General features: G+C 63.2%; 17 protein-coding genes and 1 tRNA gene. 10 read left to right on the forward strand and 8 right to left on the reverse strand.

Annotated elements, in window-relative coordinates:
* Positions 1-2: 2 nt before the first annotated feature.
* From HU736_RS16340 to HU736_RS16350, 3 genes are read right to left on the reverse strand one after another with little or no spacing between them, the layout of a single operon-like run.
* Entirely contained in the window at positions 3-2,717 is a 2,715-nt protein-coding gene (locus tag HU736_RS16340) for a virulence factor SrfC family protein (RefSeq protein WP_186701416.1), read from the reverse strand.
* Positions 2,714-5,794 (reverse strand): virulence factor SrfB, encoded by a 3,081-nt coding sequence (locus HU736_RS16345; RefSeq protein WP_101322605.1) that lies wholly within the window; start codon positions 5,792-5,794, stop codon positions 2,714-2,716. Before HU736_RS16345 ends, HU736_RS16340 begins: the two co-directional genes overlap by 4 nt.
* 15 nt (positions 5,795-5,809) lie before the next feature.
* On the reverse strand, positions 5,810-7,267 hold the full coding sequence (locus HU736_RS16350; protein WP_186701415.1) for an SrfA family protein: 1,458 nt from the start codon (positions 7,265-7,267) through the stop codon (positions 5,810-5,812).
* A 210-nt stretch (positions 7,268-7,477) separates the two neighbouring features.
* Here HU736_RS16350 and HU736_RS16355 point away from each other — a divergent pair, with 210 nt between their 5' ends.
* Together HU736_RS16355 and HU736_RS16360 are read left to right on the forward strand one after the other, a co-directional pair.
* Positions 7,478-8,383 carry a hypothetical protein gene (locus HU736_RS16355; RefSeq protein WP_103435356.1) on the forward strand — a complete coding sequence of 302 codons (906 nt, stop codon included), beginning with the start codon at positions 7,478-7,480 and terminating at the stop codon, positions 8,381-8,383.
* A 45-nt stretch (positions 8,384-8,428) separates the two neighbouring features.
* Positions 8,429-9,397 (forward strand): LppP/LprE family lipoprotein, encoded by a 969-nt coding sequence (locus tag HU736_RS16360; RefSeq protein ID WP_186701414.1) that lies wholly within the window; start codon positions 8,429-8,431, stop codon positions 9,395-9,397.
* Between the two features lie 69 nt (positions 9,398-9,466).
* On the opposite strand, the gene HU736_RS16365 is transcribed toward HU736_RS16360, so the two are convergent.
* On the reverse strand, positions 9,467-10,336 hold the full coding sequence (locus HU736_RS16365) for a LysR family transcriptional regulator (RefSeq protein ID WP_186701413.1): 870 nt from the start codon (positions 10,334-10,336) through the stop codon (positions 9,467-9,469).
* A 104-nt stretch (positions 10,337-10,440) separates the two neighbouring features.
* Between HU736_RS16365 and HU736_RS16370 the strand changes: the two genes are divergently transcribed.
* Entirely contained in the window at positions 10,441-11,211 is a 771-nt protein-coding gene (locus HU736_RS16370) for a sulfite exporter TauE/SafE family protein (protein ID WP_186701412.1), read from the forward strand.
* Positions 11,212-11,264: 53 nt separating this feature from the next.
* Here the strand turns inward: HU736_RS16370 and HU736_RS16375 are convergent.
* The 3 genes from HU736_RS16375 to HU736_RS16385 all read right to left on the reverse strand — a co-directional run bounded on the left by HU736_RS16375 (position 11,265) and on the right by HU736_RS16385 (position 13,859).
* A tRNA-Arg gene (locus tag HU736_RS16375) sits at positions 11,265-11,341 on the reverse strand.
* Positions 11,342-11,460: 119 nt separating this feature from the next.
* Positions 11,461-12,324: an ABC transporter ATP-binding protein gene (locus tag HU736_RS16380; protein WP_101322600.1), complete on the reverse strand. Its 864-nt coding sequence runs from the start codon at positions 12,322-12,324 to the stop codon at positions 11,461-11,463.
* Entirely contained in the window at positions 12,321-13,859 is a 1,539-nt protein-coding gene (locus HU736_RS16385) for an ABC transporter permease (protein ID WP_264081801.1), read from the reverse strand. The genes HU736_RS16380 and HU736_RS16385 overlap by 4 nt, the downstream gene beginning before the upstream one ends.
* A gap of 364 nt (positions 13,860-14,223) precedes the next feature.
* Here HU736_RS16385 and HU736_RS16390 point away from each other — a divergent pair, with 364 nt between their 5' ends.
* Both HU736_RS16390 and HU736_RS16395 read left to right on the forward strand, forming a co-directional pair.
* Positions 14,224-15,276, forward strand: coding sequence for an ABC transporter substrate-binding protein (locus tag HU736_RS16390; protein WP_186701410.1), 1,053 nt, complete (start codon positions 14,224-14,226; stop codon positions 15,274-15,276).
* Between the two features lie 41 nt (positions 15,277-15,317).
* Positions 15,318-16,223: a TauD/TfdA dioxygenase family protein gene (locus tag HU736_RS16395; RefSeq protein ID WP_186701409.1), complete on the forward strand. Its 906-nt coding sequence runs from the start codon at positions 15,318-15,320 to the stop codon at positions 16,221-16,223.
* A gap of 45 nt (positions 16,224-16,268) precedes the next feature.
* On the opposite strand, the gene HU736_RS16400 is transcribed toward HU736_RS16395, so the two are convergent.
* Complete coding sequence (locus HU736_RS16400) at positions 16,269-17,183, reverse strand: LysR family transcriptional regulator (RefSeq protein ID WP_101322596.1); 915 nt, start codon at positions 17,181-17,183, stop codon at positions 16,269-16,271.
* A 192-nt stretch (positions 17,184-17,375) separates the two neighbouring features.
* On the opposite strand from HU736_RS16400, the gene HU736_RS16405 reads away from it, so the two are divergent.
* From HU736_RS16405 to HU736_RS16425, 5 genes are all read left to right on the forward strand, one after another.
* Positions 17,376-19,712: a TonB-dependent receptor gene (locus HU736_RS16405; RefSeq protein WP_186701408.1), complete on the forward strand. Its 2,337-nt coding sequence runs from the start codon at positions 17,376-17,378 to the stop codon at positions 19,710-19,712.
* A 17-nt stretch (positions 19,713-19,729) separates the two neighbouring features.
* Positions 19,730-21,406 (forward strand): aryl-sulfate sulfotransferase, encoded by a 1,677-nt coding sequence (locus tag HU736_RS16410; RefSeq protein WP_186701407.1) that lies wholly within the window; start codon positions 19,730-19,732, stop codon positions 21,404-21,406.
* 457 nt (positions 21,407-21,863) lie between these two features.
* Complete coding sequence (gene gabD / locus HU736_RS16415; protein ID WP_101322593.1) at positions 21,864-23,306, forward strand: NADP-dependent succinate-semialdehyde dehydrogenase; 1,443 nt, start codon at positions 21,864-21,866, stop codon at positions 23,304-23,306.
* 177 nt (positions 23,307-23,483) lie between these two features.
* Entirely contained in the window at positions 23,484-24,764 is a 1,281-nt protein-coding gene (gene gabT / locus HU736_RS16420; protein ID WP_101322592.1) for a 4-aminobutyrate--2-oxoglutarate transaminase, read from the forward strand.
* A gap of 137 nt (positions 24,765-24,901) precedes the next feature.
* Complete coding sequence (locus HU736_RS16425; protein WP_186701406.1) at positions 24,902-26,185, forward strand: response regulator; 1,284 nt, start codon at positions 24,902-24,904, stop codon at positions 26,183-26,185.
* Positions 26,186-26,316: the final 131 nt, after the last annotated feature.

The following is a 26,316-nucleotide window of genomic DNA, read 5'->3' on the forward strand; positions in this document are numbered from 1 at the left end:
AGTCAGCTCGCTTCAAAGGTGTTCAGCAACACCGCCAACTGGCGGCGTTGCTCGGTGGTAATTTCTGGGTCGGCGCCGTTCTTGGCGTTTTCCTGGGTCAGCCAGGCCAGGCCCGACAGCCAGTCGACGTGAAAGCCCTGCTCCTGGTGCGACGGCTGCGCCGGCAGCTCCGGCAGTTCGCCGAGGGCGACGTTCTGGTAGAAACTGAACACCGGATGGCGGTCGCCAAGCAGGCTGCTCGGGCGCTGGCCGAGCGGCTGCGCGAGCAGGCCGAACCAGGACAGGAAGTCACGCATCAACAGCTGCACGTTCATCACCTGGCGCTGTACCAGCTGGTCGCGCCGGGCACCGCCGATGATGCGGCGGGTCACGGCCTGGTCGAGCTGTGCGAGGAAGGCCGGGCGGCGCACGGCGCTGATCAGCTCTTCGGTCAAGGCATCGGCCAGTTCGCGGCTGATGCGCATGCTGTTCAGGCGCAAGGTCTGCGTGCCCAGCTCGCGCATGTGGCAGATCCACGCTTTAAGTGCGGCGCGGGCAAAGCGTTGTTCCGAATTCAAGCGCTGGGCCAGCGGTTTGGCTGGGGCTGCGGGCGCAGATGGCGCGGCTGCCGGGCTGGCGAACAGGCTGCCGAAGTTGATCGCGGGGGCTTTGTTGGCCGGCGCTTTGGCGGCGCCCTCCGGCTCTGGTTCGGCGTCGCCATCGATGCCGTTGATGTCATACACACCGCCCAGGTACAGCTCGCGCAGCTCTTCGTCCGGCAGCTGCAGGGCGTTGATCAGTTCGCAGATCGCATCCGGGTCGGCGCCGAGGTTTTCCACCAGGTATTGGGTCTTTTCGCGCTTCTTGTTCAGCAGCTGCTCGAAGTCCTCTTCGCGCCATGCATGCAGGCCATGTTCGAGCAGATCGGCGCGGCACTTGCGCAGCTGTTCGTCGATGCGCGTCAGCTTGAAGTCGATGTCGCTGATGCCTTGGAAGCTGGCGCTGAAGCGGCTGATGCCCCCGTCGTTGAGGGCGAGCATGGCTTGCCAGGCATCGGCCGGGTCTTTGATATGGCGCTGCACCGAGGGGCTTTGCACAAAGCACTGCTGCAGCTGCTGCAGGCGCAACTCGTGGCGCTCGTTGAAGTGAGTTTCTTCGCCGCTGCCGCTGTCGCGCTCGATGAACGCGGTGTCGAGGCGTGGCTTGCGCACCAGGTAGGTGTTGTTGAACGGCCTGTCGGCCCACTCTTTCATCCATTCCTGGGCGCCGAAGCGCTCGATCATGGTCAGCTTCATCATGTTCTCGCAACCTTCAGGCAGCTGCCCTTCGCTGAGGCCGAGGGTGTTGCCGATGAAACCGTCGAGCATGGTCAGCGCCCAGATCAGGCCCGGGGTGCGCTGGCCGCGTTCTTTTGGCGTGGCGCCCTGGGTCTTGTGGATCCAGCGGGTCAGCACCGGGCCGACGCTGACCACTTCACTCTGCTTGAACGAGCTGGTGCACAGCACCAGGCCGTTCATCTGCTGGGCATCGGTGTAGCGCTCGAACAGGTAGGCGACCTTGCCGCGCAGGATCAGGCTGGAGGCCGGGTTGACCTCTTCGACCGCGTCCGGGCTGGCAGCGTCTTCCAGGCGCAGCAGCTTTTGCCGGGTCCGATAGCCAGGGAAGTCGAGCAAATCGACCGCTTCGACCACCGGGTCCTTGGGGCTGTTGATCAGGCGGAAGGTCATCTCGGCAGTCAGCGCGGCGAGCTGGGCGACCGTCAGGCCGACACTGCTCTGGACCTTGTCGCCGTGCAGTGGCAGCACGCTCACCGGCAAATCGCGGCTGGTGCCGAGACGGCCAAGAATATCCACGTTCATGATGCTGTTGGTCGGCGTGTAGCTGCCGTTGTCGTCCTTCACCAACACGCTCAAAGGCGCATAGACGGTGTCGGGGAAGCCCAGCTTGTGCAGGCCGCCGACCAGCAGTTCATACACTTCGGTGAGCGCTGGCTGCTCGCCCCACAGCACCGAAAACAGCTTGGCGCGCTGGCGATAGCTCAGGTGCGGCGCGAGCTTGATTGCTCGTGGCCAGTAATGGTCCTCGAGCTTGCGTACCGATTTTTCGTAGTTGCCCTTGAGGTAGTCCCACAAGGCGACCACGTCGTCACCGTTGACGCCGGGATGCAGTTGCTCCTGCTCGCGGCCTTCGAAGCCTTTGAGCAGCGCTTGCAGGCTATCGTCGGTGAAGCTGTAGTCGAGCTTCTCCTGATCGAAATCCTCGAACCAGGCGTTGGCGAGAATCTTCGCCACTTCAACTTCGCTGAACAGCTTCAGCTCGACCGGGTAGTTGGCATCCGGGCTGGGCTTGGCCAAGCGGCTGAAGCGGGTAACCAGGCCGGTGGCTTCCTTGCCCAACCCGGTCGGGTTGATGTGCTCGATGAAGTCCAGGGTCTTGCCACCAAAGTCGGTTTCAAGCCGGCCGCGCTGATCTGCCGCCAGGGCCGAGATCAGGTACGACTTGCCCGCCTGGGACAGGCCGAAGAAGCCGATCACCATTGGCGTCGACGCGGCCTTGCGCAGGTCCTTGGCGCGGTTGCGCGCCTGGCGCAGGCGCAGGCTCAGGCCATCGGCCTCGGCTTCCACGCTGGCGGCGTTGCCACGCACCTGGTCGATCCACGACAGGGCCTGGCCGGCGCCTTCATGGACAGCGCCCCAGGCGTTCATCAACTGTTGTTGCTTCGGCGTAAGGTCGCTCATTTTCCTTTGACGTTCCCGCTGTCGAGCCAATAGTCGCTGTCACTCAAGCTCATGGTTGGCATGGTATTGAGGGCAAGCTCCAGATCCCGGTCGTAATCGAAATCGGCATCCTGAATATTCGATTGCAGGTCGCAGATGATCAGCTTGTCGCTGATCAAACCCTGCTCCAGCAGTTGGTCCGACGGCTCCTCGACCTCCAGGCGCACGCGCAGTACCGGCGCTTCGCCGCCCTTGCCGAGTGCCTTGGAGAACGCGCTGCTGCCGCGCGGGGTGAAGCGCAAGGTGTACAGCGGCGAGGCCGACCAGCGCTCGGCCGACAACTGCCGATAGCCCAGGTGCATGTCGCCGCGCATTTCCAGCCACGGCGTGCCGCGCTGCTCGCCTTCGCCAACAATCGGCAGTTCGATCCGGCCTTTGGCCGACTGCAGGTTGTGGTAGAGCACGTCGGCATGCTTTATGGTGCCGGCGGTGTCGATCTGGCCAAAGTGCTTGATGATCGAGTACGGCTTGAGCTCGACGGTGCGGAAATAGAAGTTCGGCACGCTGTGCTTGGAGCACAGCAGGCAGATCATCGCGCCGACCGAAGCGGTGCTCTTCGGGTCATCGATCAGGCCGTTGCGGTGGAACGGGTACCAGCCGCCGGTGCGGTAGTTCTGCAGCGGCAGGATGCGCCCTGGCGGCAGCGGCAGGCGCTGGCGGATGAACGCCTGAATGCCCGGCAGGCGCGACGGTCGGCCGGTCAGCAGGAGCATGTCGCAAGGGTAGTGCGAGATCACTTCGCACAGCTCGGCGAGGATCCGGGTGATGTTGATCTGGCCGCCGATGAAGGCGGCATGGACCTGCTCGAGGTCAAACGTGATCGGCGTCTGCAGCAGCTCCAGCGTGCCTTCGCGGCCGACTTCGCGGCGCACTGCGGCATTGACGAACTCGAGCACGCTGTCGTTGATCACGGCAGTGCCCAGCACCTCTTGCCAGGTCTGCTCGACGACGTCCTGCGGCTGCGCCGGGTCGTAGTTCTCGTACGCCTTGAGCAGGGCCAGACCCAGCGGCACGAAGATCTGCAGGTTGAGCTGCTGACGCAGGATGCGCTCTTGCGCCGAGGCATCACCGTTGCCGCACAGGCGCGACATCATCGCGTCCGGCGCACTCACGCCAGCGCCCTGCAGGGCCTTGCGGAACGACGGCAGGATGAACTCCTGGATCACGTCGAGGAGGATGTCGTCGCCAGCCACCTTGAAACCATCGCGGAAACGCTGGTTCGGCACGATGTGCGCGTTGGCCCCGGCGCCGCCGTTGTTGCCACGGTCGAGGCGATAGTCGGTGATCACCAGGTCAGTGGTGCCGCCGCCGATATCGATGGTGGCCAGGGTGATCTGCTCGGCTTCCTGCTTGTCCGGGCGGGCGAGGGCGGCGAAGAATTCTTCCGGATGACCGGCGAAGTTCTCGTTGACCTCGTTGTACAGGTACACCAGCTGGCCGCAGCTGGCTTCATCCCAATCGACGCGGATGCTTGGCAGCGGCGTGCGCGGGACGATGCTCTTGTCCTTGAACGGGTTGCTCTCGCCGGCATGCCAGCCAAAGCTCTTCCAGACCAGGCCGACGGCTTCGTACATGCGGTTGCTGAGGATGCTGCGCTCGGCTTGAGGCATGCCTGGCGGCACGGTCAGGGTGATGCTGTTGAGGCGGCGCGGCACGCGCGCGTGGCCCTGGCGCGAACGTTGCGCCGGGCTGTTGATCTGGGCCAGCGCCTGGGTGACCACTTCGGCCAGCATGAAGGTCATCAGATTGCTGCGCGAATAGCGCGGGGTGAACACCGGCATGTCGTTCTTCGGCGGCAGGTACAGGGCCTGGCCGAGGTCGTTGATCAGGTGCGCGAACGGTGCGGCGGTGGCCAGCGGCTCCTTGTCGCTCTTGACGTAGGAGGTATTGAAGCGCCAGCCATGGCCGTAGGCCTTTTCATCCCACAGATAACGCTTGGGGCTGGACAGCCCGGTCGAGCCTTCGGTACCGCGGCGTCGGCTGGCCAGGCGTCCGGCTTCGCCACCGACGCGGGCGATGGTCGGCCACTGGAAGGCATTGTGGCGGCCGCTCTTGACCGAGAAATTATCCTTGCCGAAGTAGGCCTGGGTGAACTCGACGCGGCTCTCGAAGGCTTCGTTGTAGACCTTCTCCGGCTCGCTCAGGTCGCGCAGTTCGAGCACATAGTTGTGACGCATGCCGGAGCCTGCCTGACCGTGGTCCTCGATGAGGATGCCGCAGGTGCGCGAGTTGCCCACATCGAGTACCAGGTCGACCGGGATTGGCTGCACCACACCCTGAATCTCGTTGGCGACAACCTTGATTTCCGGGATTTCGACCTTGGGCTTCTCGACGCTCTGCTCAGCCGGCACCGGCCGACGCAACAGGCTCAGCAGGTTGAGGTAGTGGGCCAGGTGACGGTTGCCCTGCAGATCACGTTCAAGGCGCTCGCGGGTCCACTCGGCGCGGGCTTCGCCATACAGCTCGGCAAGCCACTCGCGGATCCAGCCGTGGGTCAGGAACCAGCCGTATTCACGGGCGCTGCAGGCCAGCTTGAAATCGACCCCGGAACGCACGTCTTCTTCGTTCGGCGCCAAGTAATGAGCACCGGCCACTGCGGCCATGATGCGCGTATCGAAGGCCAGCGTCAGGCGATGGGTATTGCCGTCCAGGTCCGGCTCGGCCAGCTTTACCAGGCGCATCCGCGACCAGTTGTTGGGGCCTTCGTCAAACCGATGCGGGGCCATGAAGCGCAGGAACGGCAACGGCAGCCAGACGCCATCGAACAGCTTCAGGCTTTCTTCCATGGCGACGCGGAAGTGGTTGTCGTCGCTGCTGTCGAATTCGACCTGGACGACCTTGTCCGGCTCCGGCTCGTAGAAGTCCTTGTACTCGCGCGACCACAGCAGGCGCGTGGGCACCATGCCGTTGTTGAGCTGGACGAACTTGCCCGCTTGCTCGCCGTCCGGGCCGAGACGCAGGGCGAAATCCATGAATTGAATGCCGGTATCGCTGACCAGCGTGACCGTTTCTTCGAACTGGGTGATTTCGGGCAACATCTTCTGCGTCTCGTATTATTGGCCGGCTTGTTTCATCAGCATCGGGAAGGCGTCGGCGCCATAGTTGCCGGCGCAGTCAGCCGGGCCGGATGCGCCTGGCTTGCAATTGACCTGGGGCAGGTCGTAGCTGCTGCCGTCAGCACAGGCGGCTTGGCCGGCACTGGTAATCGACAGCTGACCTTGATTCATGGCCGCCGAAACCGGTGCCTGGCAGCGCACGCCATCGGAGCGGCTGACGGTGGCATTGCCTTTGCCGTCCTTGAAGTCGTACTTCAGGCGCAGCGGCTTGCTGGTGCCGACTTCCTGGATGCCGGCACCGGCCCAGTCGCCATTGAGGAAGCTGGCGGTGCCTTCGGCGGCGTCAGGCGGAATGCTCAGCAGGTTCGCCTGGGGAGCGGGCGCAGGGGGTTCTTTTGGCAGTTCGGGTGGTGTTGGGCTCGGGCCTGGCTCGGGTGCAGGCACGGGCTCCGCGGCGGGTTCAGGTGCAGGTTCAGGCGTTGGCTCCGGGGCGGGCTCAGGCGCGCTGGTATCGCCCGGCACTGGCGGTTCAGGTGTTGGCTCGGGTGCAGGTGGCGTTGCATCTGGGTTGCCGGCCCCTGGGCCAGTGCCGCCAGCGCCTGGCAGGCCAGCACCGGAGCCCGGCACTTGACCGGTGCCAGTACCCAGGTTGCCGGTGCCGCTGCCGCTGTGAGTTCCAGTGTCGATCACCGGCGCTTTCGGATTCAGTTCAGGCAGCTGCAGGCCCGGCACATTCAGGCCCGGCCAGCAGCTGCGCAGGCCGAACAGCAGCAGCAACAGCAGCAAAAATGGCAGCAGCCACCACCAACCCAGCCGACGCCACCACGGCGCGGCAGCAACCGGCAATGGCGGCGCAACCGGCGGTACTGGCGCAGGAGCAATGGGTGGCACGGGCGGTGGTGCGATCACTGGCTCGACGGCTTTGGCGGCACGCGGATACAGGCAATGCAAGGGCTGGCGGCTGCGCTCGGCGCCGGCATGGATAAAGCCCCAGAAGGTCAGGACCGGGCGGCCATCCACCAGATACACGAAGTTTTCGTCGGGAAACGGCACCACACAGGTCAGCAGCTTGCCGAACACCGTGTTGTCGCCCTGCACGGCATTGCGGGCACCGGGCAACGGCGTACCGTTGGCATCCAGGCCGAGCATACTGTTGCTCAGATCGTTGATGCGCAGCTGCAGTACTTCGAGCTGGGCTCGGGCAGGCGCTCGCTCTTCTTCGGTAGCGCTGCTCCACGGGATCACATCGCCCGGGCGCTCGCTGTACCAGTCAAGGGTACTGCCCAGCGCATCCGGCTGCGGGATGGCCAGGTGCTCGACCAGGTGCGGATGCTCCGGGTACTTGCGGCGGATCGCCTCGCGCAGCTGCAAAGCGGCACGATAGACCGGCTGGCCAGTCTCTCCCAACGCGGTAAAGTCTTCACTCTTACCACTGCGTAGCAATACTCCGCGCATCCTTGTAGACCCTACCTAGTCTTGTATAGATCCGTTTCAGTAATCACACCTTGATACTGAATAACCGCGCAACACTACTTGCAAAGTCATTTAGCCGTCAATTTAAGTTAGATGGCTTTTTGACGTCATTGCCCCGGCTTGCGGTTAAACTGCCCGCACCCGTTCAGCGGTACCGGCTGATCTGCCCTTGCACAATGGAGCGTGACCACGATGAGTCTCTGGGATGACCTGAAGAAAAAGGCCTACGACGCCAACCCCGAGCTAGCTGCCAAAGCCGCCCAGGCGCTGGACAAAGCCCGTGACCTGGCTGTTGAGGCCGGGCAAAAAGCTGCGCCGATCCTCAAGCAGGCCAGCGACAAGGCCACCGTCTACGCCCAAGAGAAAACCCCGATTCTCAAGGCCCAGGCGCTCAAGGCCATCGACGACGCCAAGCTGCGCCGCGCCCAGTTGCAAGAGCAGGCCAAGCGCGACAAGGCCGCCCGCGCCGAAATGATCCGCACCATGTACGACATCACCCTGGCGCCCGACGACGTCAACTTCATCGAAGAGCCGTTCAACCACTTCGAGCGCCAGCTGGGGTTCTTTGTCTTCAATGGCGAAGTGCTCGACAGCCAGAAGCGCAACCAGACCCACCTCGACGCCTACCACTCGCACCGCACCACTGGCGGCACGATGTGGCAGGGCACCGGCTCGACTGGCAGCAGTTCGTCGAGCATGCAGGTGAGCACCCACAACGTGCAGGAGCATGAGTTCTGGGTGCGCCTGGAAAACGGCAAAGAGTCGTGCTTCCAGCTCAACAACACCCAGGTGCGCATCCGCCCCGGCCAGCACGTCAGCCTGCTGTTCGTGCATAACGCCGGCAACCAGAACGGCACCCTGGTCGCGCTGTACAACCACAATGCCGGGGAAAACTTCACCGTCCTCACCCCGGCGCAGATCAACCAGGCGTTCGACCTGTACACCCAGGCGCCAGGGTTCTTCAATCAGCGTGAAGTCAACGACACCCGCACCCGGCTGTTGCAGGCGCTCGACCTGCGGATTGGTCAACTGGTGCGCTACATGGCTGTGCACGGCGACCGCCGTAATGGGCAACTGATCGATGCAGAACAGGATTGATCGACTGCGGGTCGCTTGAGCGGCCCGTCACACAAGGAAAGCAACATGAAGTTGAAATGGGCCGTAGCGATGGGTGGGGTACTGGGGCTGGCCGGTTGCGATGCAGTCAGCCAGTTCCAGCAGGCGCGAGCGCTGCAGGAGCTGCGCCAGGAGTGTTTTGGCAATTTCACCAACAGCTGTGTCAGCAAGACCATTGATTACAACATCGGTCTGCTTGAAGCAGTGCCGTTCGCCGCGCCTGAAGACAAGCAGGCCATACTCGCGATGTTTGGCGATGCCGGCTGGGACCTCTATGAACAGGCAGTGCGTGAGGTCAAGGATGACGTCGTCAGTGCGCTCGAAGCGAGCCGTCCCGGGATGTTTTCACGCTGGATTCTTGGCGATGCACAGCCGTTCGATGGCAAAGGGGTGATGGAGTTTTCCCAGAGCGAACTGGAGCCTATTCGCAAGCGCATAAGCGAGGTATACATTGCCAGGATCAAAGCTGCTGGCCTGACCCCGAATGCCCAGGCAATGGCGCACTACAGCGCAGCCAGCCAACCTGCCACCAGCACCGTTATTGCCCCAGAACAGCAGCCAGCCGTGCAGCCGGCAGGCGCAACTGATGCGCTGCTCAAGGCCGCCATCGACCAGATGGTCGCGGACGAAATCGCAACCGACGGCGGCAGTGAATACGACGAAGGCCGTCAGCTGCTGGAAGTGGATCTCGATGGAGATGGCGTCGAAGATGCCGTGGTGCTTTACACCATCGAAGGCCAGGGCGGTGGCAATGGCTCGTTCCAGACCCTTGCGGCGCTGTACCGTGATGGCAACAGCTGGAGCGCCAAAGGCAAGACCATCCTCGGCGGCGCCACCGACCTGCAGCTGCTCGGCCCGAACCTGATCGGCGTGACCGTGTTGACTCACAGCGACGAAGATCCACGCTGCTGCCCGAGCCAGGAGAGTGTGGTCAAGTATCAGTGGAATGGTGCAGCCTTTGCCGAGCTGCCGGATACGGTTAAGTCAGCGCGTTGATGTTTGTATAGGCCTCGGCAGGGATGCGGTAGTGGCGTCTTTGCCGAGCGCTGGCTTGGTGCGCTTCGCTCAAGCTAAGTGATATTCAGCGCCAAGCAGCGCCGCAAAGCTGTCCTTGGCAGGGTGGCTGCCAGTGTGCTTGTTGCAGATGAAGTAGTTCTGCACTGGCGCCAGGTCGGCGAAGCTGAAGCCGTTGATCCCGCCAATGTTCTTGAACTGCTCAAACAAGCCTTTTGGCACCAGCGATACGCCTTCCCCCGCGCGTACGCAGCCCAGAATGGTGCCGTAGCTGGCAATGCTGGTGATGTTCACCTCTAGCCCGTGCGGCGTCAGCCAGCGTTGCAGCGACTGCCGGTACGGGCAGCCTTCAGGCCACATCAACCAGGTTCGCCCCTGCAGATCGAGCGGACTGTGGATAACTCCCGAGTCGGACGCCGCGATAACTACCAGCTCCTCCCGATAGATCGGCGAGCGCTCTACGTCGGGATGCTCGACATTTACCGCAACCACAGCGCCGTCCAGCGTGTGCTTGACCACCTCGGCCAGCAATTGCGACCAGGTCGCCGTGCTGAACTGCATTTCGACGGCGGGGTGTTGCTGCCGATACTTTGCCAGCAGTGCAGGTAAGCGGCCGGTTGCAGCGGACTCGATGGCGCCGACGCGCAGCACGCCTGACGGCTTGGCATCGGCATCGAGCGCTCGACAGGCTTCCTGGCATAGGGCGAGTATGCGATTGGTGTAGTCGAGAAAAAGCGTGCCCGAAGGGCTGATGATCAGGCCCCTGCCTTTGCGAATGAACAGTTGTACACCCAACTCTTGTTCCAGCTGTTTGATCCGGTTGGTGATGTTGGAGGGTACGCAGTGCAGGATTTCAGAAGCGCGAACGATGCTGCCCTGGTCGGCAACCACTTTGAACATGGTGAGTTGGGCCAGCTCCATGAATGCATCGCTCACTGAAAGTGAAGGGTCGAGTGAGTATAAGTAACTTGTCCCGGCAGGCTCAACGCACCTAGTTTGTGAGCTCTGCCACGGGCGACACACTCATGTTATTTGAAACCAGTATTTATCTATTGGGCCTGTTCGCTTTCTGCGCAGGCCTGATCGACGCCGCCGTAGGTGGCGGTGGCCTGATACAGCTGCCCGCCCTGCTGCATGCGTTGCCTCAGCACGCCATACCTACCGTGCTTGGCACCAACAAACTGGTGGTGCTGGCCGGTAATCTGTCGTCGATTTCTACCTACATCAAAAGAATACGGATTGTCTGGAAGCTGATGCTGCCGACCATGGTGGCCGCATTTGTATTTGCATTCCTCGGTGCACTTTCGACTTCGTTGATACGTAAAGACGTGATGGAGTTGCTGGTTTTTTGCATCCTGGTAGTAATGGCGATCTACACCTTTGCCAAGAAAGACCTGGGCCGCTTGCACACCCATTCAACCTGCGGGGCCAAGGAAATAGCACTGGGTGTTTTGTTCGGTGCATTGATCGGGTTTTACGACGGGGTCTTTGGCCCTGGCAGCGGCAGCCTGCTGCTGTTTGTCTTCGTGAAGTACTTTGGCTTCGACTTTCTCAATGCCTCTGCTTCGGCAAAGCTGGTGAACCTGGGCACGTTCAGCGCTGCGCTGCTGTTCTTTGCGCCAGCGGGGCATGTGCTGTGGGCGCTTGGCGCGGTGGTGGCGCTGTTCAACATGGCCGGCTCACTGGCCGGGGCGTTTCTGGCCTTGCGCTATGGCAGCGGGTTTATCCGGATCTTGTTTCTGATCCTGCTGGTGTTTCTGATCGGCAGGATGGGCTTGTCGCTGCTTGGCAGGTGAGGTCCGCACAAACGAAAAAGCCCCGGGACAAGTCCCAGGGCTTTTTCTTGATGTGGCGCACTCGGCGGGATTCGAACCCACGACCCCTGCCTTCGGAGGGCAGTACTCTATCCAGCTGAGCTACGAGTGCAACGCGGCGCAATGATACCCATCTTGGCCTAGCGCGTCCATCGCCTTGATCTGTAGCCGTTTTCGTTGTGAAACATGCCCAGCGGCACTACGGGCACGAATGTCGTAGCGGTGCTTACCTCACAAGGCAATCAACTCAGGGCGCAAGCCCTCCACCCGCTGCGACGCGGGCTTGAAGTAACCGCCGTCGCCGGTGATCTGATGCAGCACCCGCTCGCGCAAACCATGCAGCGCCACCCCGGTGCGCTGGCGCGGGTGCGGCAGGTCTATCTCGACCACCGCCTTGATCCGCCCCGGGCGCGGCTCCAGTACCACCACACGATCCGCCAGATAGGTGGCCTCTTCGGCATCGTGGGTGACCAGCAAGGTGGTGATGCCTGAGCGCTCGCGGATCGCCAGCAGTTCGTCCTGCAACTGCTGTCGGGTCAAGGCGTCGAGTGCGCCAAACGGCTCGTCCAACAGCAGGATGCGCGGGCTGGCGACCAACCCTCGGGCGATGGCCACGCGTTGGGCCATGCCGCCAGACAGCTGGTGCGGATACGCCGTCTCGAAGCCAACCAGACCCACTAACTGCACGAACTCATGCACGCGGCGGGCGCGTTCGCCCTGGCTCAGTTTCTCGTTGACCAGCCCCAGGCCGATGTTCTGCTCGACTGTCAGCCACGGGAACAGCCGGTGCTCCTGAAAGACAATGCCGCGTTCGCCGCCGATGCCCTGCACCGGCTTGCCATCGACGTGAATACTGCCGCTGTAGTCGGTATCCAGGCCCACCAACAGCCGCAGCAAGGTCGACTTGCCGCACCCGGAGGCGCCGACGATGGCGATGAATTCGCCTTCGTTGATGGCCAGGTTGAAGTTGTTGATGGCCTCGAAGGCCTGGCCATCGACGGTAAAGGTTTTGCCGACTTGCTCGAAGCTCACCAGCGCTGGCGTGGTGTCGGCTTGATTGGCGGCGTGCAGGGTCGAGGTGTTGAAGGCATTCATGCAGTTCTCCAGCGCGTGGCGCGCGATTCGAGGCGTTGTCCAAGGTTGCCGAGCACGGCGCCGATCAGGCCGATCAGGACCATCGCCGCCATCACTTGGTCCATGCGGAACAGCTGCTGCGCGCCGAGCATCAGGCTGGCGATACCGCCATCGGACGGCATGAAGTATTCCGCGCCGATGGTGCCCAGCCAGGCATAGATCAGCGACAGGCGCAGGCCGGCAAATATTGCGGGGGCAGCGCCGGGCAAAATCAGCAAGCGCAGGCGTTTGGGCAGGTTCAGGCCCATCACTTGGGCAGCCTCTCCCAACTGCGGCGACAGGCTGGCGATGCCGCGCTGGGTTGCAATGAACAGCGGGAAGAACGCCGCCAGGCCGACAAAGACCAGCTTGGCCGCTTCGCCCAGGCCGAACCACGCGGTGAGCAATGGCACCCAGGCAAAGATCGCCACCTGGCGCAGGGCTGACAGGGTCGGGCCGAGGGTTCGTTCGGCGGGTTTCGACAAGCCCAGCAGCACCCCCAGCGCAAAGCCTGCACCGCCGCCCAGCAGCAGTCCGCTCAGTGCCCGCTGCAGACTCAAGCGCAGCGCCTCCAGCAGCGAGCCATCGGCGAGGCCTGCCTGCAGGCTGGCCAGCACGCCCAGTGGCGAAGTAAGAATATTGTCGTCGACCCAGCCAAAGCTGCTGGCCGCCTGCCACAGCGTCAGCAGGCCCAGCGGCAACAACAATCCTTGCCAGGCCCGTGGTAACTGCGCCCGGCTTTGCTCGCCGGTAGCCGCTTGCGGCCAGAACAGCAGGCGTCGCTCCAGGCTGCTGAAACCGCGGTCCATCAAGAACCCGACCGCGCCGATCAGCACGATGCAGAGGAATACCAGATCGAGCATGAACAGCTGCCGACCCCACACCATCAGGTAGCCGATGCCCTCGCTGGAGGCCAGCAGCTCGACGGCCAGCAGCGAGGTCCAGCCTGTCGCCAGCGCCAGCCGCACTCCCGCCAGAAACGACGGCAGGGCAGCCGGCAACAGCAGCCGACGGAACAGCAAATGTGCCGGCAGGCGCAAGGTCGCTGCGGCTTCCCGCAGTTTGGGTTGTGCATCGCGCACGCCCACCAGCGTGTGCAAGGTCACCGGCACCACTACCGCCTTGATCAGCACCACCAGCTTGAGCAGCTCGCCGATGCCGAAAAACAACATGAACAGCGGGATCCAGGCCAGCGTCGGGATCTGTGCCAGTGCGATGAACGTCGGCATCACCAACGTCTGCGCCCTGCGCGAAGCGCCCAGCCAGGTCCCCAACAGCAATCCGCCGGCAATGCCCGCGAGCAACCCGCAAAGCAGCCGCTGCAAACTTATCCACAGGTGCCCCCAAAGCTCGGCACTGCCAAACTCCAGCGCACTCTGCCAAACCAGCGCCGGCCCCGGCAGAATCTGCTCGCTCATCCAATGCCAACGGCTGGCCACCACCCACAACAACGCCAAACCCACTGGCACTATCCAGGCCAGCCACCCTTGGCCGGAGCGGTCATGTCGGGGCGCCATGTCGGACGCAATAGGGCTGCGCAGCTGCCCCAGCAATCCCCGCCCCTGTCGCAAAATGTCGCCCATCGCGCCCTCCAGCAAACCGCAATTAACATATTCAATAAAAGAATAAAAAATTACGCATAGATAATTTCAAGACATAAGAGCATGCAGGCCACGCATCGAGAACCCCCCAGCCAATGCGTTCTGCTCATATTTCAAATGCACGTTCCGCAACCCCGGCGACACACCCCGCCAACCCTGATTTATGCCTTTTAGTTACTAAGGAATGCACATTCAGTCTTTGTTACTTCTAACCATCCTTGCCTAGCTTCTGCCCAAAGCGCCGGCCCTTGCCGGTGGCAGCCTGCCAAGGAGCCGTGCCATGAAAACCCCGCTACGTCACCTACTCACCCGCTTCGCCCCGACCGTGCTGGCCGGCCTGCTGAGCAGCTTCGCCCTGACTACTCAGGCCGCCGAAGTCGACAGCATCCGTATCGCCGTGCCCGACCTCAGCGCCGGCAGCAAGCCCAGCGCCGGTGGCGTGGTCGACGTGCTGCGCAGCCAGCAACTGCTGGAAAAGGAATTCGCCAAAGACGGCATCAAAATCGACTGGCACTTCTTCAAGGGCGCCGGCCCGGTGATCAACGAAGCGCTGGCCAACGGCCAGGCCGACTTCGCCTACCTCGGCGACCTGGCAGCGATCATCGGCAAGGCCAATGGCCTCGATACGCGGGTGCTGTCGGCTGGTGTGCGGGGGGTCAAGAGTTACCTCGGCGTGGTGCCGGGCTCAGGCATCAAGACCCTGGCCGACCTCAAGGGCAAGCGCGTGGCGGTGTTCCGCGGCACGGCAAACCAGCTGTCGTTCGCCAGCGCGTTGGCCAGCCAGGGCTTGTCCGAACGCGACCTGAAAGTCATCAACCTGGATTTCAACGCCGCCAATGCCGCCATCGCCGCCAAGCAGATCGACGCCACCTGGGGCCTGTCCAATCTGCTCTCACTGCGTGAGCGCGGGCTGGTCGAGCTGCCGGTCAGCTCACGCGACCTCAAGGGTGCTGGCAGCACCCAGGCGGTGCTGCTGGGCACCGGCGAATTCATCCGCCAGCACCCCGAACTGACTGCACGTTTGGTCAAGGCCCAGGAGCAGGCCAGCCAATGGCTGCGCGACGAGCACAACCGCCAGGCCTACATCGAGCTGGTGGCCACCACTGCCAATTATCCGCGGGTGATTCTGGAAGGCGACCTGGCTGACGAAAACCTCGCCGAGTACTTCGATCCACGGCTGGACGCCGAGTTTGTCGGCTTGCTCCAGCAAGGCGTCGATCTGGCTGCCAAAGAGCGCCTGATCCGCCGTGGCTTCCCGGTCTCCGAATGGATCGAGCCACGCTTCCTCGACGCTGCCCTGCAACAGACCCAGGCCACCCAGGCCGCCCGCTGAATCATCACAACGCCTGTCTTATGACCGTGAGGACCACCGCTATGAGCAACGCCGCACTGGCTACCGCGCCACACACCGCTGCACTGGAAATCCTGCCGATTGGCGGCCGCATCGGCGCCGAGATTCGCGGCATCGCGCTGTCGGCCGAGCTGGACGCCGCCAGCATCGATGCCATCCAGGCTGCCCTGGTGGAACACAAGGTGATCTTCTTCCGCGCCCAGCATCACCTCGACGATGCCGCCCAGGAAGCCTTTGCCAAGCGCCTCGGCGAACCAGTCGCACACCCGACCGTGCCGGTACTCGACGGCAGCCATTACCTGTTCCAGCTCGACGGCGCCGAAGGCCAGCGGGCCAATGCCTGGCACACCGACGTGACCTTCGTCGATGCCTACCCGAAAGCTTCGATCCTGCGCAGCGTGGTCGCTCCCGCCTCTGGCGGCGACACCGTCTGGGCCAATACCGCAGCCGCCTACCGCGAGCTGCCTGAGCCGCTGCGCGAGCTGGCTGACAAGCTCTGGGCCGTGCACAGCAACGAATACGACTATGCCGCGGCCAAGCCGGATGTCAGCCCGGAGAAGCTCGAGCGCCACCGCAAGGTGTTCACCTCGACCGTTTACGAGACCGAACACCCGGTGGTGCGTGTGCACCCCATCAGTGGCGAGCGCGTGCTGCAACTGGGCCAGTTCGTCAAACGCATCAAAGGTTATTCACAGGCCGATTCGGCGCACCTGTTCGCTGTGTTGCAAGGGCATGTCACTCGCCTGGAAAACACTGTGCGCTGGCGTTGGCAGGTCGGCGATGTGGCGATCTGGGACAACCGCGCCACCCAGCACTACGCGCTGGACGACTACGGCACCCAGCCGCGCATCGTGCGCCGGGTGACCTTGGCCGGCGAAGTGCCGGTGGGGGTTGATGGCCAGTTGAGCCGCACTACTCGCAAGGGCTGATATGGCTTGGGGCCGCTTTGCGGCCCCAAGATCGACCTGAAACACTCAAGTCTCGCTATCACAGGCAAGCAACTGCCTGACCAACCCCTGCGCCAACGGCGACAAGCCATATCCCACCCGGCTAACCACGCCATAACGGGTATAGCACTCATCTTCCTGCTCCTGGCTGAGGTCAACCAGCTCCAGCGCCACCAGCCCACCTTCCCCCTGATACGGCCGCAGATTGGCGCTGCAGGCGATGCCGATGGTGTCCGAGTGCGCGACCACATTGAGCAGCGCATAACCATGCTCACACTCGACGCTGGGCAAAAAATCTTGCCGGCCACTGAGGTCGCTGAGGATCTTGCGGATGTTCGGCGGGCGGAAGGTGGTCGCCAGCGGATAGTCGAACAGGTCCCGCGCGCGCACCTCGGCTTGAGCCGTGAGCGGATGCCCGGCGCGGCAGCAGAAGTGCCAGCGCTGCGGCGTCAGCTTGTGCACGCGGTAGTCCGGGTCGGCTTCAAACTGACGCGTGTCGGCGACAAAGAACTCGATCTCTTCGGCCATCAACCGGCGGTTCAGCGCCTGCCAGTTATCCACCTGAAAACAGGTGCGCGCCGCCGGGTACTCGGCAACGAACCGCGCCACCGCCCGCGGTACCAACCCGCCGGCCGGCGCCGGCCCCGAGCCGAAGCGCACCAGGCCGGTCGTCGCGCCGTTGAACTGGTTGATCTCGTTGGCCAGGTTATGCGCGCCATGCACCAGCCGACGCGCGTGCTCCAGCACCAGCAAACCCTGCCGGGTCGGTGCCAGCTCCTTGCTGGCGCGGTCGATCAGGCGACAGCCGACGTTGTGCTCGAGGGTCTGAATGCTCCGGCTGAAGGCCGATTGCGACAGGCTCACGGCAACGGCCGCAGCGACGAAGCTGCGGTGCTCGACCAGGGCGATGAAGTGGCGCAGTTGGCGCAGATCTATATGCATTTTCTACATGGAAACTTTCGGTGAAATGCAATTGGCAGGAAGGGTTGTGAACCTTATAAAGGGTGTTACTTATTCCACAAAATATGAATTAAACATATTTATAGATCCAATAAGAATATAAGCCTGCCAGACCGCGATTCGGTTCCGCCAACGGAAATGCTCGCCAAGGCCCACGCCTCTAGGAGCACCCGTATGTCTCGACTTTCCCGCTGGCCCGCCCGGGCCACACTGTTTGCCCTGCAGCCGCTTGCCGCCGGGGTGTTGCTTGCGGCGGCCAACAGCAGTTTTGCTGATCAAACCGTCAGCGCCACGCCTGCGGTGGAGGCGGGCGCCCAGCTCGGTACGGTCACGGTCAACGCCCGCCGCCGCGAAGAAACCGCGCAAAGCGTACCGACCGCGATCAGTGTGCTCAGCAGCGAAACCCTCGAAACCCAGCGCATCTACCGTGTGCAGGATCTGCAACAGCTGGTGCCGAGCACCAACGTCTCCTACGTGCATGCACGTCAGTCGAGCATTTCCATCCGTGGCCTGGGCAACAACCCGGCCAGCGATGGCCTCGAAGGCAGCGTCGGCATCTATCTGGACAACGTCTACCTCGGCCGCCCGGGCATGGCCGTATTCGACCTGCTCGACGTCGAGCAACTGGAAGTGCTGCGCGGCCCGCAAGGCACCTTGTTCGGCAAGAACACCACCGCTGGCGTGCTCAACATCACCACGCGCAAACCCACCTTCCATACAGAGGGCAGCGTGCAGACCTCGCTGGCCGAAGATGGCTACTGGCAGACCCAGGCCAGCTACTCCGGCCCGCTCAGCGACACCCTGGCCGGGCGCATCAGCGCTTACCGCACCGAAGACGACGGCTATGTGAAGAACGTCTATAACGGCGACGATCTTAATGGCGGCAAGCGTCAGGGCTTTCGTACCCAGTTGCTGTTCAAGCCCAACGAGGCGTTCAACCTGCGCTGGATCGGCGAGTACAACGAAGAGGACTCCAACAACGGCATCCTCAGCCTGTACAGCACCGGCCCGACCATCAACGGGGTCAACCGCTATGAAAGCCTGGCCAACCAGGCCGGTGCGACGCTGGTGTCGGGCAAGGACCGCAAGGTCAACTTCGACTCCGATCAGCAGGTAACGGTGTTCCAGGGCGGCACCTCGGTCGAGGCCAACTGGACCCTGCCCAACGACTTCACCCTGACCTCGATCAGCGCCTACCGCTGGTGGGACTTCACCCCGCGCAACGACGACGGCCTCAACGTGGCGGCCAGCTACAACGCCGGCGTGTCGGTGCGCGACAAGCAGTACTCGCAGGAAATTCGCCTGGCCTCGCCGACCGGCGGCTTCTTCGATTACGTGCTCGGTGCCTACTACTTCAAGCAGGACCTGGACAACAAATCGTTCAACTATTACGGCCCGCAGGCGGACATCTGGAACGCCACCCCGGCGGGCGCGCTGGCCAACGTCACCACGATCGGCAACGGCCACATCGATACCGACAGTTACGCGCTGTTCGCCCAGGGCACCTGGCACCTGACCGACCGCCTCGACTTCACCGCCGGCGTGCGCGGCACCTATGAAGAGAAAAGCGCCTGGGTCGACCGCGCTGCGCCCAGCGGTGGCGCGGCGGTTACCGGTGCGGCCGCTGCGGCGCGCAATGGCCGGGTCGGCGCCTACGACTCGGGCGACCTCAACCAGTACAGCTTCAGCCCGACCGGCCTGCTCAGCCTGAGCTACCGCTTCAGCGATGCCGTGCTCGGCTACGCCAGCCTCACCCACGGCGAGAAATCAGGCGGGGTCAACCTTACCGTCGGCGCCGCGCCAAGGCTGGGCACCGACTCGTTGCTGGTCGGTACCGAGCGGGTCAACAACGCCGAAGTCGGGCTCAAGACCACCCTGTTCGACAACCGCCTGCAGCTCAACAGCAACCTGTTCTGGGCCCAGGTGCATGGCTACCAGGCCAACGTCTACGACCAGGTCAACCGCGTGCAGTACCTGGCCAACGCCGGCAGCGTGCGTTCGCGCGGGGTCGAGTTCGAAGCCACGGCGCTGCCGATCCAGGGCCTGACCCTGAACTTCAACGGCTCGTGGAACGACGTGCGCTACACCGACTACAAGGACGCGCCATGCCCGCCGGAAGTGAGCCTGGCCAATGCCACCGCCACCTGCGACTTGTCTGGCCATCAAGTGGTCGGCGCCTCCAAGTACATCGCCAACTTCAACGGCCAATACAAATGGCAACTGACGGATCGCATCGAGCCCTACGTCACCGCCAGCTACGCCTTTCGCTCGCGGGCGGTTGGCACCATCGATGACTCCGACTTCGGCCAGATCCCCAGCTACGCGCTGGTCAACCTCTCTACCGGCGTGCGCCTGGACCAAGGTGACGGCGTCGTCGACCTGTCGCTGTGGGTGAAAAACGCCGGCGACAAAACCTACTTCACCAGCCTGTGGAACTCCGCCAACGGCGGTTATGCCGGCGTGCTCGGCACCCCACGCACCTTCGGTGCCACCGCCCGTTACGACTTCTAAGTACAAGGAGCTTTGCCATGAATGCCAAGACCGAAACCCTCGACCTGCCCGAAGGCGCTTGCCTGACTGCCAAGGTCCCCGACCGTGACGAAGCGCTGCTCGGCGACGTGGTGGTCAACCCTTACCGGCTGGCGCCGCTGACCGCGATCATCCGCGATGGCGGCCGCGCGATCAGCGCCGCCCATGTGCGCGTGCGCGGCCGTGGCGAGCGCGGGGTGGATATCAGCTACGACGTCAGCGACCGCTCGCTTTGGACCTACGGCGGCATCCCGGTGTTTGGCCTGTACCCGGACCACGTCAACCAGGTCGAGGTCAGTTACAAGCTCGACGGCGAGCGCATCCGCGAGCAGTACCAGATCTACGCCCCGGCCGTGCGCCTGCCGGTGGTGGCCAAGCAGACCGCCGCCCTGCCTGAAGTAGTACCGGTCAAGGTCGCGCCGGGCTTCGAGCAGCGCCTGTACCTGTTCAACCACCTGCTCGGCGATATCCCAGGTGGCCGTGCGCTGAAATGGAATGCCCTGGGCGGCGCTGCCGAGTGGGATCAGGTCGGCAACAACTGGATCGCCGACAGCAATGGCGACGTGCGCTGGTATCTGGACATCGAACAGATCCACGACTCTAACCGCCGTGACGGCCTCGGCGGGACCATGGGCTTCCAGCAGACCCGCGACGGCAAACTGATCTGGGGCCAGGGCCAGACCTACTCCAAGTACGATCTGCTCGGCCGCCAGGTGTGGCAGCGCAACCTGCCGGACAAGTTCGCCGACTTCTCCCACGAGATTCGCGAAACACCCCATGGCACCTACCTGCTGCGGGTCGGCACCAGCGACTATCGCCGCCCTGACGGCAAGCGCGTGCGCTCGGTGCGCGACCACATCATCGAGGTCAACGAAGCCGGCGATGTGCTGGAGTTCTGGGACCTCAACCAGATCCTCGACCCGTATCGCGGCGACCTGCTGGAAACCCTCGGCAAGGCCGCCGTGCAATTACCCGCAGGCGTGGCTCGGCAGGACAGCAACCTGGCCAATGAACTGGCCGAGGGCGACCTGCCGTTCGGCGACATCCCCGGAGTCGGCACCGGACGCAACTGGGCCCACGTCAATGCCATCGACTACGACGCAGATGACGACAGCATTATCATTTCAGCACGCCACCAAGGCGTGGTTAAGATCGGTCGCGACAAGCAGGTGAAGTGGATTCTGGCCTCACCGCAGGGCTGGCCGCAGCGCCTGCGCGACAAGGTGCTGAAGCCGATCGCCAGCGAGGGCTTCGACTGGTCGTGGACCCAGCACACCGCCTGGCTCACCGGCAAAGGCACGCTGACTGTGTTCGATAATGGCTGGGGCCGCGACTTTGCCGCGACCAAGCTCAGCGGCAACTACAGCCGCGCCGTCGAATACCGTATCGATGAAGCCAAAGGCACGGTCGAGCAGGTCTGGGAATACGGCAAGGAGCGCGGAGACGAGTGGTACAGCCCGGTCACCTCGGTGGTCGCCTACCGCCCGGAAACCGACACCCAGTTCATCTACTCGGCCTCGGTCGGCTTCCTCACCAAGGACAAACTCACCACCACCACCCTCAACGAAGTGCGCCGCGGCACCCAGGAGGTGCTGGTCGAGCTCAAGGTGCTCAGCCGCCAGCCAGGCAGCGTCGGCTACCGCGCGCTGGTCATCGAACTCGACAAGGCATTCTAAAACCGTACACGTACCTGTGGGAGCGGGTTCACCGGGACGCCGGACCGCCGCGAAGGGCTGCGCAGCGGCCCCGCATTATCAGCTTCGCCGCTGACATCGCCGGGCCCGCTTTGCGGGCCTTTCGGACCGGTCCGGCGCCCCGGCAAGGCCGCTCCTACACCAAGACTGCGCTATTCCCCAAATATCCGCCGCGCCAGCGTCGCTGGCCTTTCACGACGAGCGGGGCTACTGTTGTCGGGCCCTGCGCGGGCCACGCAACGCTGACGAAAATCGGACGAGGTGTTCAACCACTCGTTCTTTTTTTCGAACAGCCTATTGTCCAAGACCCAACAGACCCTTACGATTCGTTTGAGATTTCAAACGCTCAAGCCCCGTAACGGCCGTTTTCCGTGTTGGGGTGCGTGTTCAACAATCAATAATTCGCTCCGTGCGCTCACGGTGCTCAAGGGAAGCCGACATGCAGCTCAAAGACGCTCAGTTGTTCCGCCAGCAAGCCTTCGTCAACGGTGAATGGCTGGATGCGGACAACGGCCAGACCATCCAGGTGACCAACCCGGCTACCGGTGAAGTCATCGGCACCGTGCCAAAGATGGGCGCCGCTGAAACCCGCCGCGCCATCGAAGCTGCCGACAAAGCCCTGCCGGCCTGGCGTGCCCTGACTGCCAAAGAGCGTTCGAACAAGCTGCGTCGCTGGTTCGAGCTGATGATCGAGAACCAGGACGACCTGGCTCGCCTGATGACCACCGAGCAAGGCAAGCCGCTGGCTGAAGCCAAGGGCGAAATCGCCTACGCCGCCTCGTTCATCGAGTGGTTCGCCGAAGAAGCCAAGCGCGTTTATGGCGACACCATCCCGGGCCATCAGCCAGACAAGCGCCTGATCGTCATCAAGCAGCCAATCGGCGTTACCGCGGCCATCACCCCGTGGAACTTCCCGGCCGCGATGATCACCCGTAAAGCCGGCCCGGCTCTGGCCGCTGGCTGCACCATGGTGCTCAAGCCGGCTTCGCAGACCCCGTATTCCGCTCTGGCCCTGGCCGAGCTGGCCACCCGCGCCGGCATCCCGGCTGGCGTGTTCAGCGTCGTCACCGGCAGCGCCGGCGACATCGGCACCGAGCTGACCGGCAACTCGATCGTGCGCAAGCTGTCCTTCACCGGCTCGACCGAAATCGGCCGTCAGCTGATGCAGGAATGCGCCAAGGACATCAAAAAGGTCTCGCTGGAGCTGGGTGGCAACGCTCCGTTCATCGTGTTCGACGACGCTGACCTGGACAAGGCAGTCGAAGGCGCGATCATCTCCAAGTACCGCAACAACGGCCAGACCTGCGTCTGCGCCAACCGTATCTACGTGCAGGACGGCGTCTACGACGCGTTCGCCGAGAAGCTCAAGGCCGCTGTGGCCAAGCTCAAGATCGGTAACGGCCTGGAAGACGGCACCACCACCGGCCCGCTGATCGACGGCAAGGCTGTAGCCAAGGTTCAGGAGCACATCCAGGACGCGGTCAGCAAAGGCGCCAAGATCCTTTCCGGCGGCAAGCTGATCGAAGGCAACTTCTTCGAACCGACCATCCTCGTCGACGTGCCGAAAACTGCGGCCGTGGCCAAGGAAGAGACCTTCGGCCCACTGGCGCCGCTGTTCCGCTTCAAAGACGAAGCCGAAGTCATCGCCATGTCCAACGACACCGAATTCGGCCTGGCCTCGTACTTCTACGCCCGCGACATGAGCCGTGTGTTCCGTGTTGCCGAAGCGCTGGAATACGGCATGGTCGGCATCAACACCGGCTTGATCTCCAACGAAGTTGCGCCATTCGGCGGCATCAAGGCCTCGGGCCTGGGCCGCGAAGGTTCCAAGTACGGCATCGAGGACTACCTCGAAATCAAGTACCTGTGCATCAGCGTCTGATCCAGTAGCAAGGTTTTTACCTCTGCCAGCGGGGCGCGAGAGCGACGTCTCGCTGGTCTTTTTATATTGCAGGACCTGGTGGCCCGGGCGCTCGCGCCAGTCGATCAACGAATACTGATCGCGAACAGACCCAGCCACCCCCAAGCGCCGCTCTTAGTCGGCGCAATTGAGGGCACTATGAGCAAGACCAACGAATCCTTGATGCAACGTCGTGTCGCCGCCGTCCCACGTGGCGTTGGCCAGATCCACCCGATCTTCGTCGACACCGCGAAGAACGCTACCGTGATCGACGTTGAAGGCCGCGAACTGATCGACTTCGCCGGCGGCATCGCCGTACTCAACACCGGCCACCTGCACCCGAAAGTGGTTGCCGCTGTTCAGCACCAGCTGACCAAGGTCAGCCACACCTGCTTCCAGGTGCTGGCCTACGAGCCTTACGTTGAGCTGTGCGAAAAAATCAACGAGCTGGTCCCAGGCGACTTTGACAAGAAGACCCTGCTGGTCACCACCGGCTCCGAAGCGGTTGAAAACGCCGTCAAGATCGCCCGCGCTGCCACTGGCCGTGCTGGCGTGATCGCCTTCACCGGCGGCTACCACGGCCGTACCATGATGACCCTGGGTCTGACCGGTAAAGTCGTACCGTACTCGGCCGGCATGGGCCTGATGCCAGGCGGCATCTTCCGCGCGATCTTCCCGAACGAGCTGCACGGCGTGAGCATCGACGACTCGATCGCTTCCATCGAGCGCATCTTCAAGAACGACGCCGAGCCAAAAGACATCGCTGCAATCATCATCGAACCAGTTCAGGGCGAAGGTGGTTTCATCCCGGTGACCAAGCCGTTCATGCAGCGCCTGCGCGCCCTTTGCGACCAGCACGGCATCCTGCTGATCGCCGACGAAGTGCAGACCGGCGCTGGCCGTACTGGCACCTTCTTCGCCATGGAACAGATGGGCGTTGCGCCTGACCTGACCACCTTCGCCAAATCCATCGCTGGCGGCTTCCCGCTGGCCGGTGTGTGCGGCAAGGCCGAGTACATGGACGCCATCGCTCCAGGCGGCCTGGGCGGCACCTACGCCGGTTCGCCGATCGCCTGCGCCGCGGCCCTGGCCGTGATCCAGGTGTTCGAAGAAGAAAAACTGCTCGACCGCAGCAAGGCTGTTGGCGAGCACCTGGTCGCTGGCCTGCGCCAGATCCAGGCCAAGCACCCGATCATCGGTGATGTGCGTGCACTGGGTTCGATGATTGCAGTTGAAGTGTTCGACGCAGCTGGCTCGCACACGCCAAACGCTGCAGCAGTCAACCAGGTCGTGGCCAAGGCGCGCGACAAGGGCCTGATCCTGCTGTCGTGCGGTACTTACGGCAACGTCCTGCGCATCCTGGTGCCGCTGACCGCCGAAGACGCCCTGCTCGACAAGGGCCTGGCGATCATCGAAGAGTGCTTCGCTGAACTCGCGTAATGTGACCCGCGTCAGAAAAAAACCCGCCTAGGCGGGTTTTTTTATGCCTGTCGACCGGGCTAGACGCTATGGTTAGCCCACGGACCTGTTTTGGAAGCTGCAACGGATTGCGTGACACGATTACTCAGGAGTAGCCCATGAGCGTTGCAAACCCCACCGCGCCTTGCGTTTTGATTGCCGAAGGCGACCCATGGGTGCGCGACATGCTGCGCGAAACCCTGCTAAGCGTGCGCTGCGACGCCCGCCTGCAGATCTGCGCCGACGGCACCCAGGCGCTGGCGGCACTGGCCAGCAAGCCTGACCTGATCATCGCCGACCGTGAGCTGGTGGGTGACATTGACGGCCTCGACCTGCTGCGCAGAGTGCGTGGCAAAAGCCAGACGCCGAGCCTGCCGTTCATTTTGCTGAGCAACCGCAGCGACAGCGCCAGCGTGCGCGAAGTGCTGCCGTTGCAACCCACTGAATACCTGAGCAAACCGCTCAACATCGACAAACTGCGCAAGCGCCTCGAAGTGCTGCTGACCAGCGTCGGCGAGGAGATCGCCTGCCCGGTGCCGCCGCTCAGCCCCGGAGCCAAGCTGCCGGCGTATCTTGAGCAGCGCCGCGCCAGTGCCGACGGTGGGCCGCTGCTGGCCGACGTCGAGCAAGCCATCCAGCGCGCGCTCAACCCGCAAGGGCTGGACCTGCGCGTGCTTGAAGAAGAGGTACGCAGCGACCCGCAGATCACCGCGGTATTGATCGCCGCCGCCAACAGCGCGGCGATGCACAGCGATGCCCCGGCACAGACTTTGCTGCAGGCGCTGAACAAACTCGGCAGCACCCAGAGCATGAACCTGGTGCTCGGCCTGACCCTCAAGCGCAGCGCGCGGCTGAGCGACCCACTGCTGGCCCGGCATGCCGCTCACTACTGGGACTTGTCGCTGCACACCGCAGAGTACGGCCGCACCCTGGCGCGCATGCTTGAAGTTGATGAAGGTCGCTGCTACTGCGCCGGCCTGCTGCATTGTCTGGGCGACCTAGCGGTGCTGCGTTGCCTGCAGGAGTGGCGCCTGGCCGGCGGTGAGCTGGATGAAGATCAGGTGCAACTGTCGCTCAACGAATTCGGCGCCCCATTCGGCTCGGCGCTGCGCACCCGCTGGCGCTTGCCGCTGCCGCTGCGCGAGCTGATTGCGGCGGTGTATGCCTTGGGTGGCGGGGTCTACTCGCGGCAGATTCTGGCCATGAGCCTGGCCGGGCAGCTGGCGCGGGTGCCGGCAGATCAAGGTCTGGAAAAGGTCGCCAGCAACAAGACTGCACGGTTGTTGAAACTCGGCCTGCCAGAGCTGAATCGGCTGCGCAGAGTCGACGCCGCGCCAGTCCAGGAGGCTGCCGCCAGCGAGGCGCCTTCGACCGATGAAGCAGCCACGGTCAGCAAAGAGTAACTACAGGACCGCGCGACAAAACCCGACGCTCAGAGTGCGATTTGTTTCACAAATCGCTCTGCTGTGCTGATTTTTCCTACTTCATCACGCAACTTTTCTGCGAATGACACGTCAGACCGTTCGATTTCAGG

This window comes from Pseudomonas shirazensis, from assembly GCF_014268785.2.
GTDB classification, from domain to species: Bacteria; Pseudomonadota; Gammaproteobacteria; order Pseudomonadales; family Pseudomonadaceae; genus Aquipseudomonas; species Aquipseudomonas shirazensis.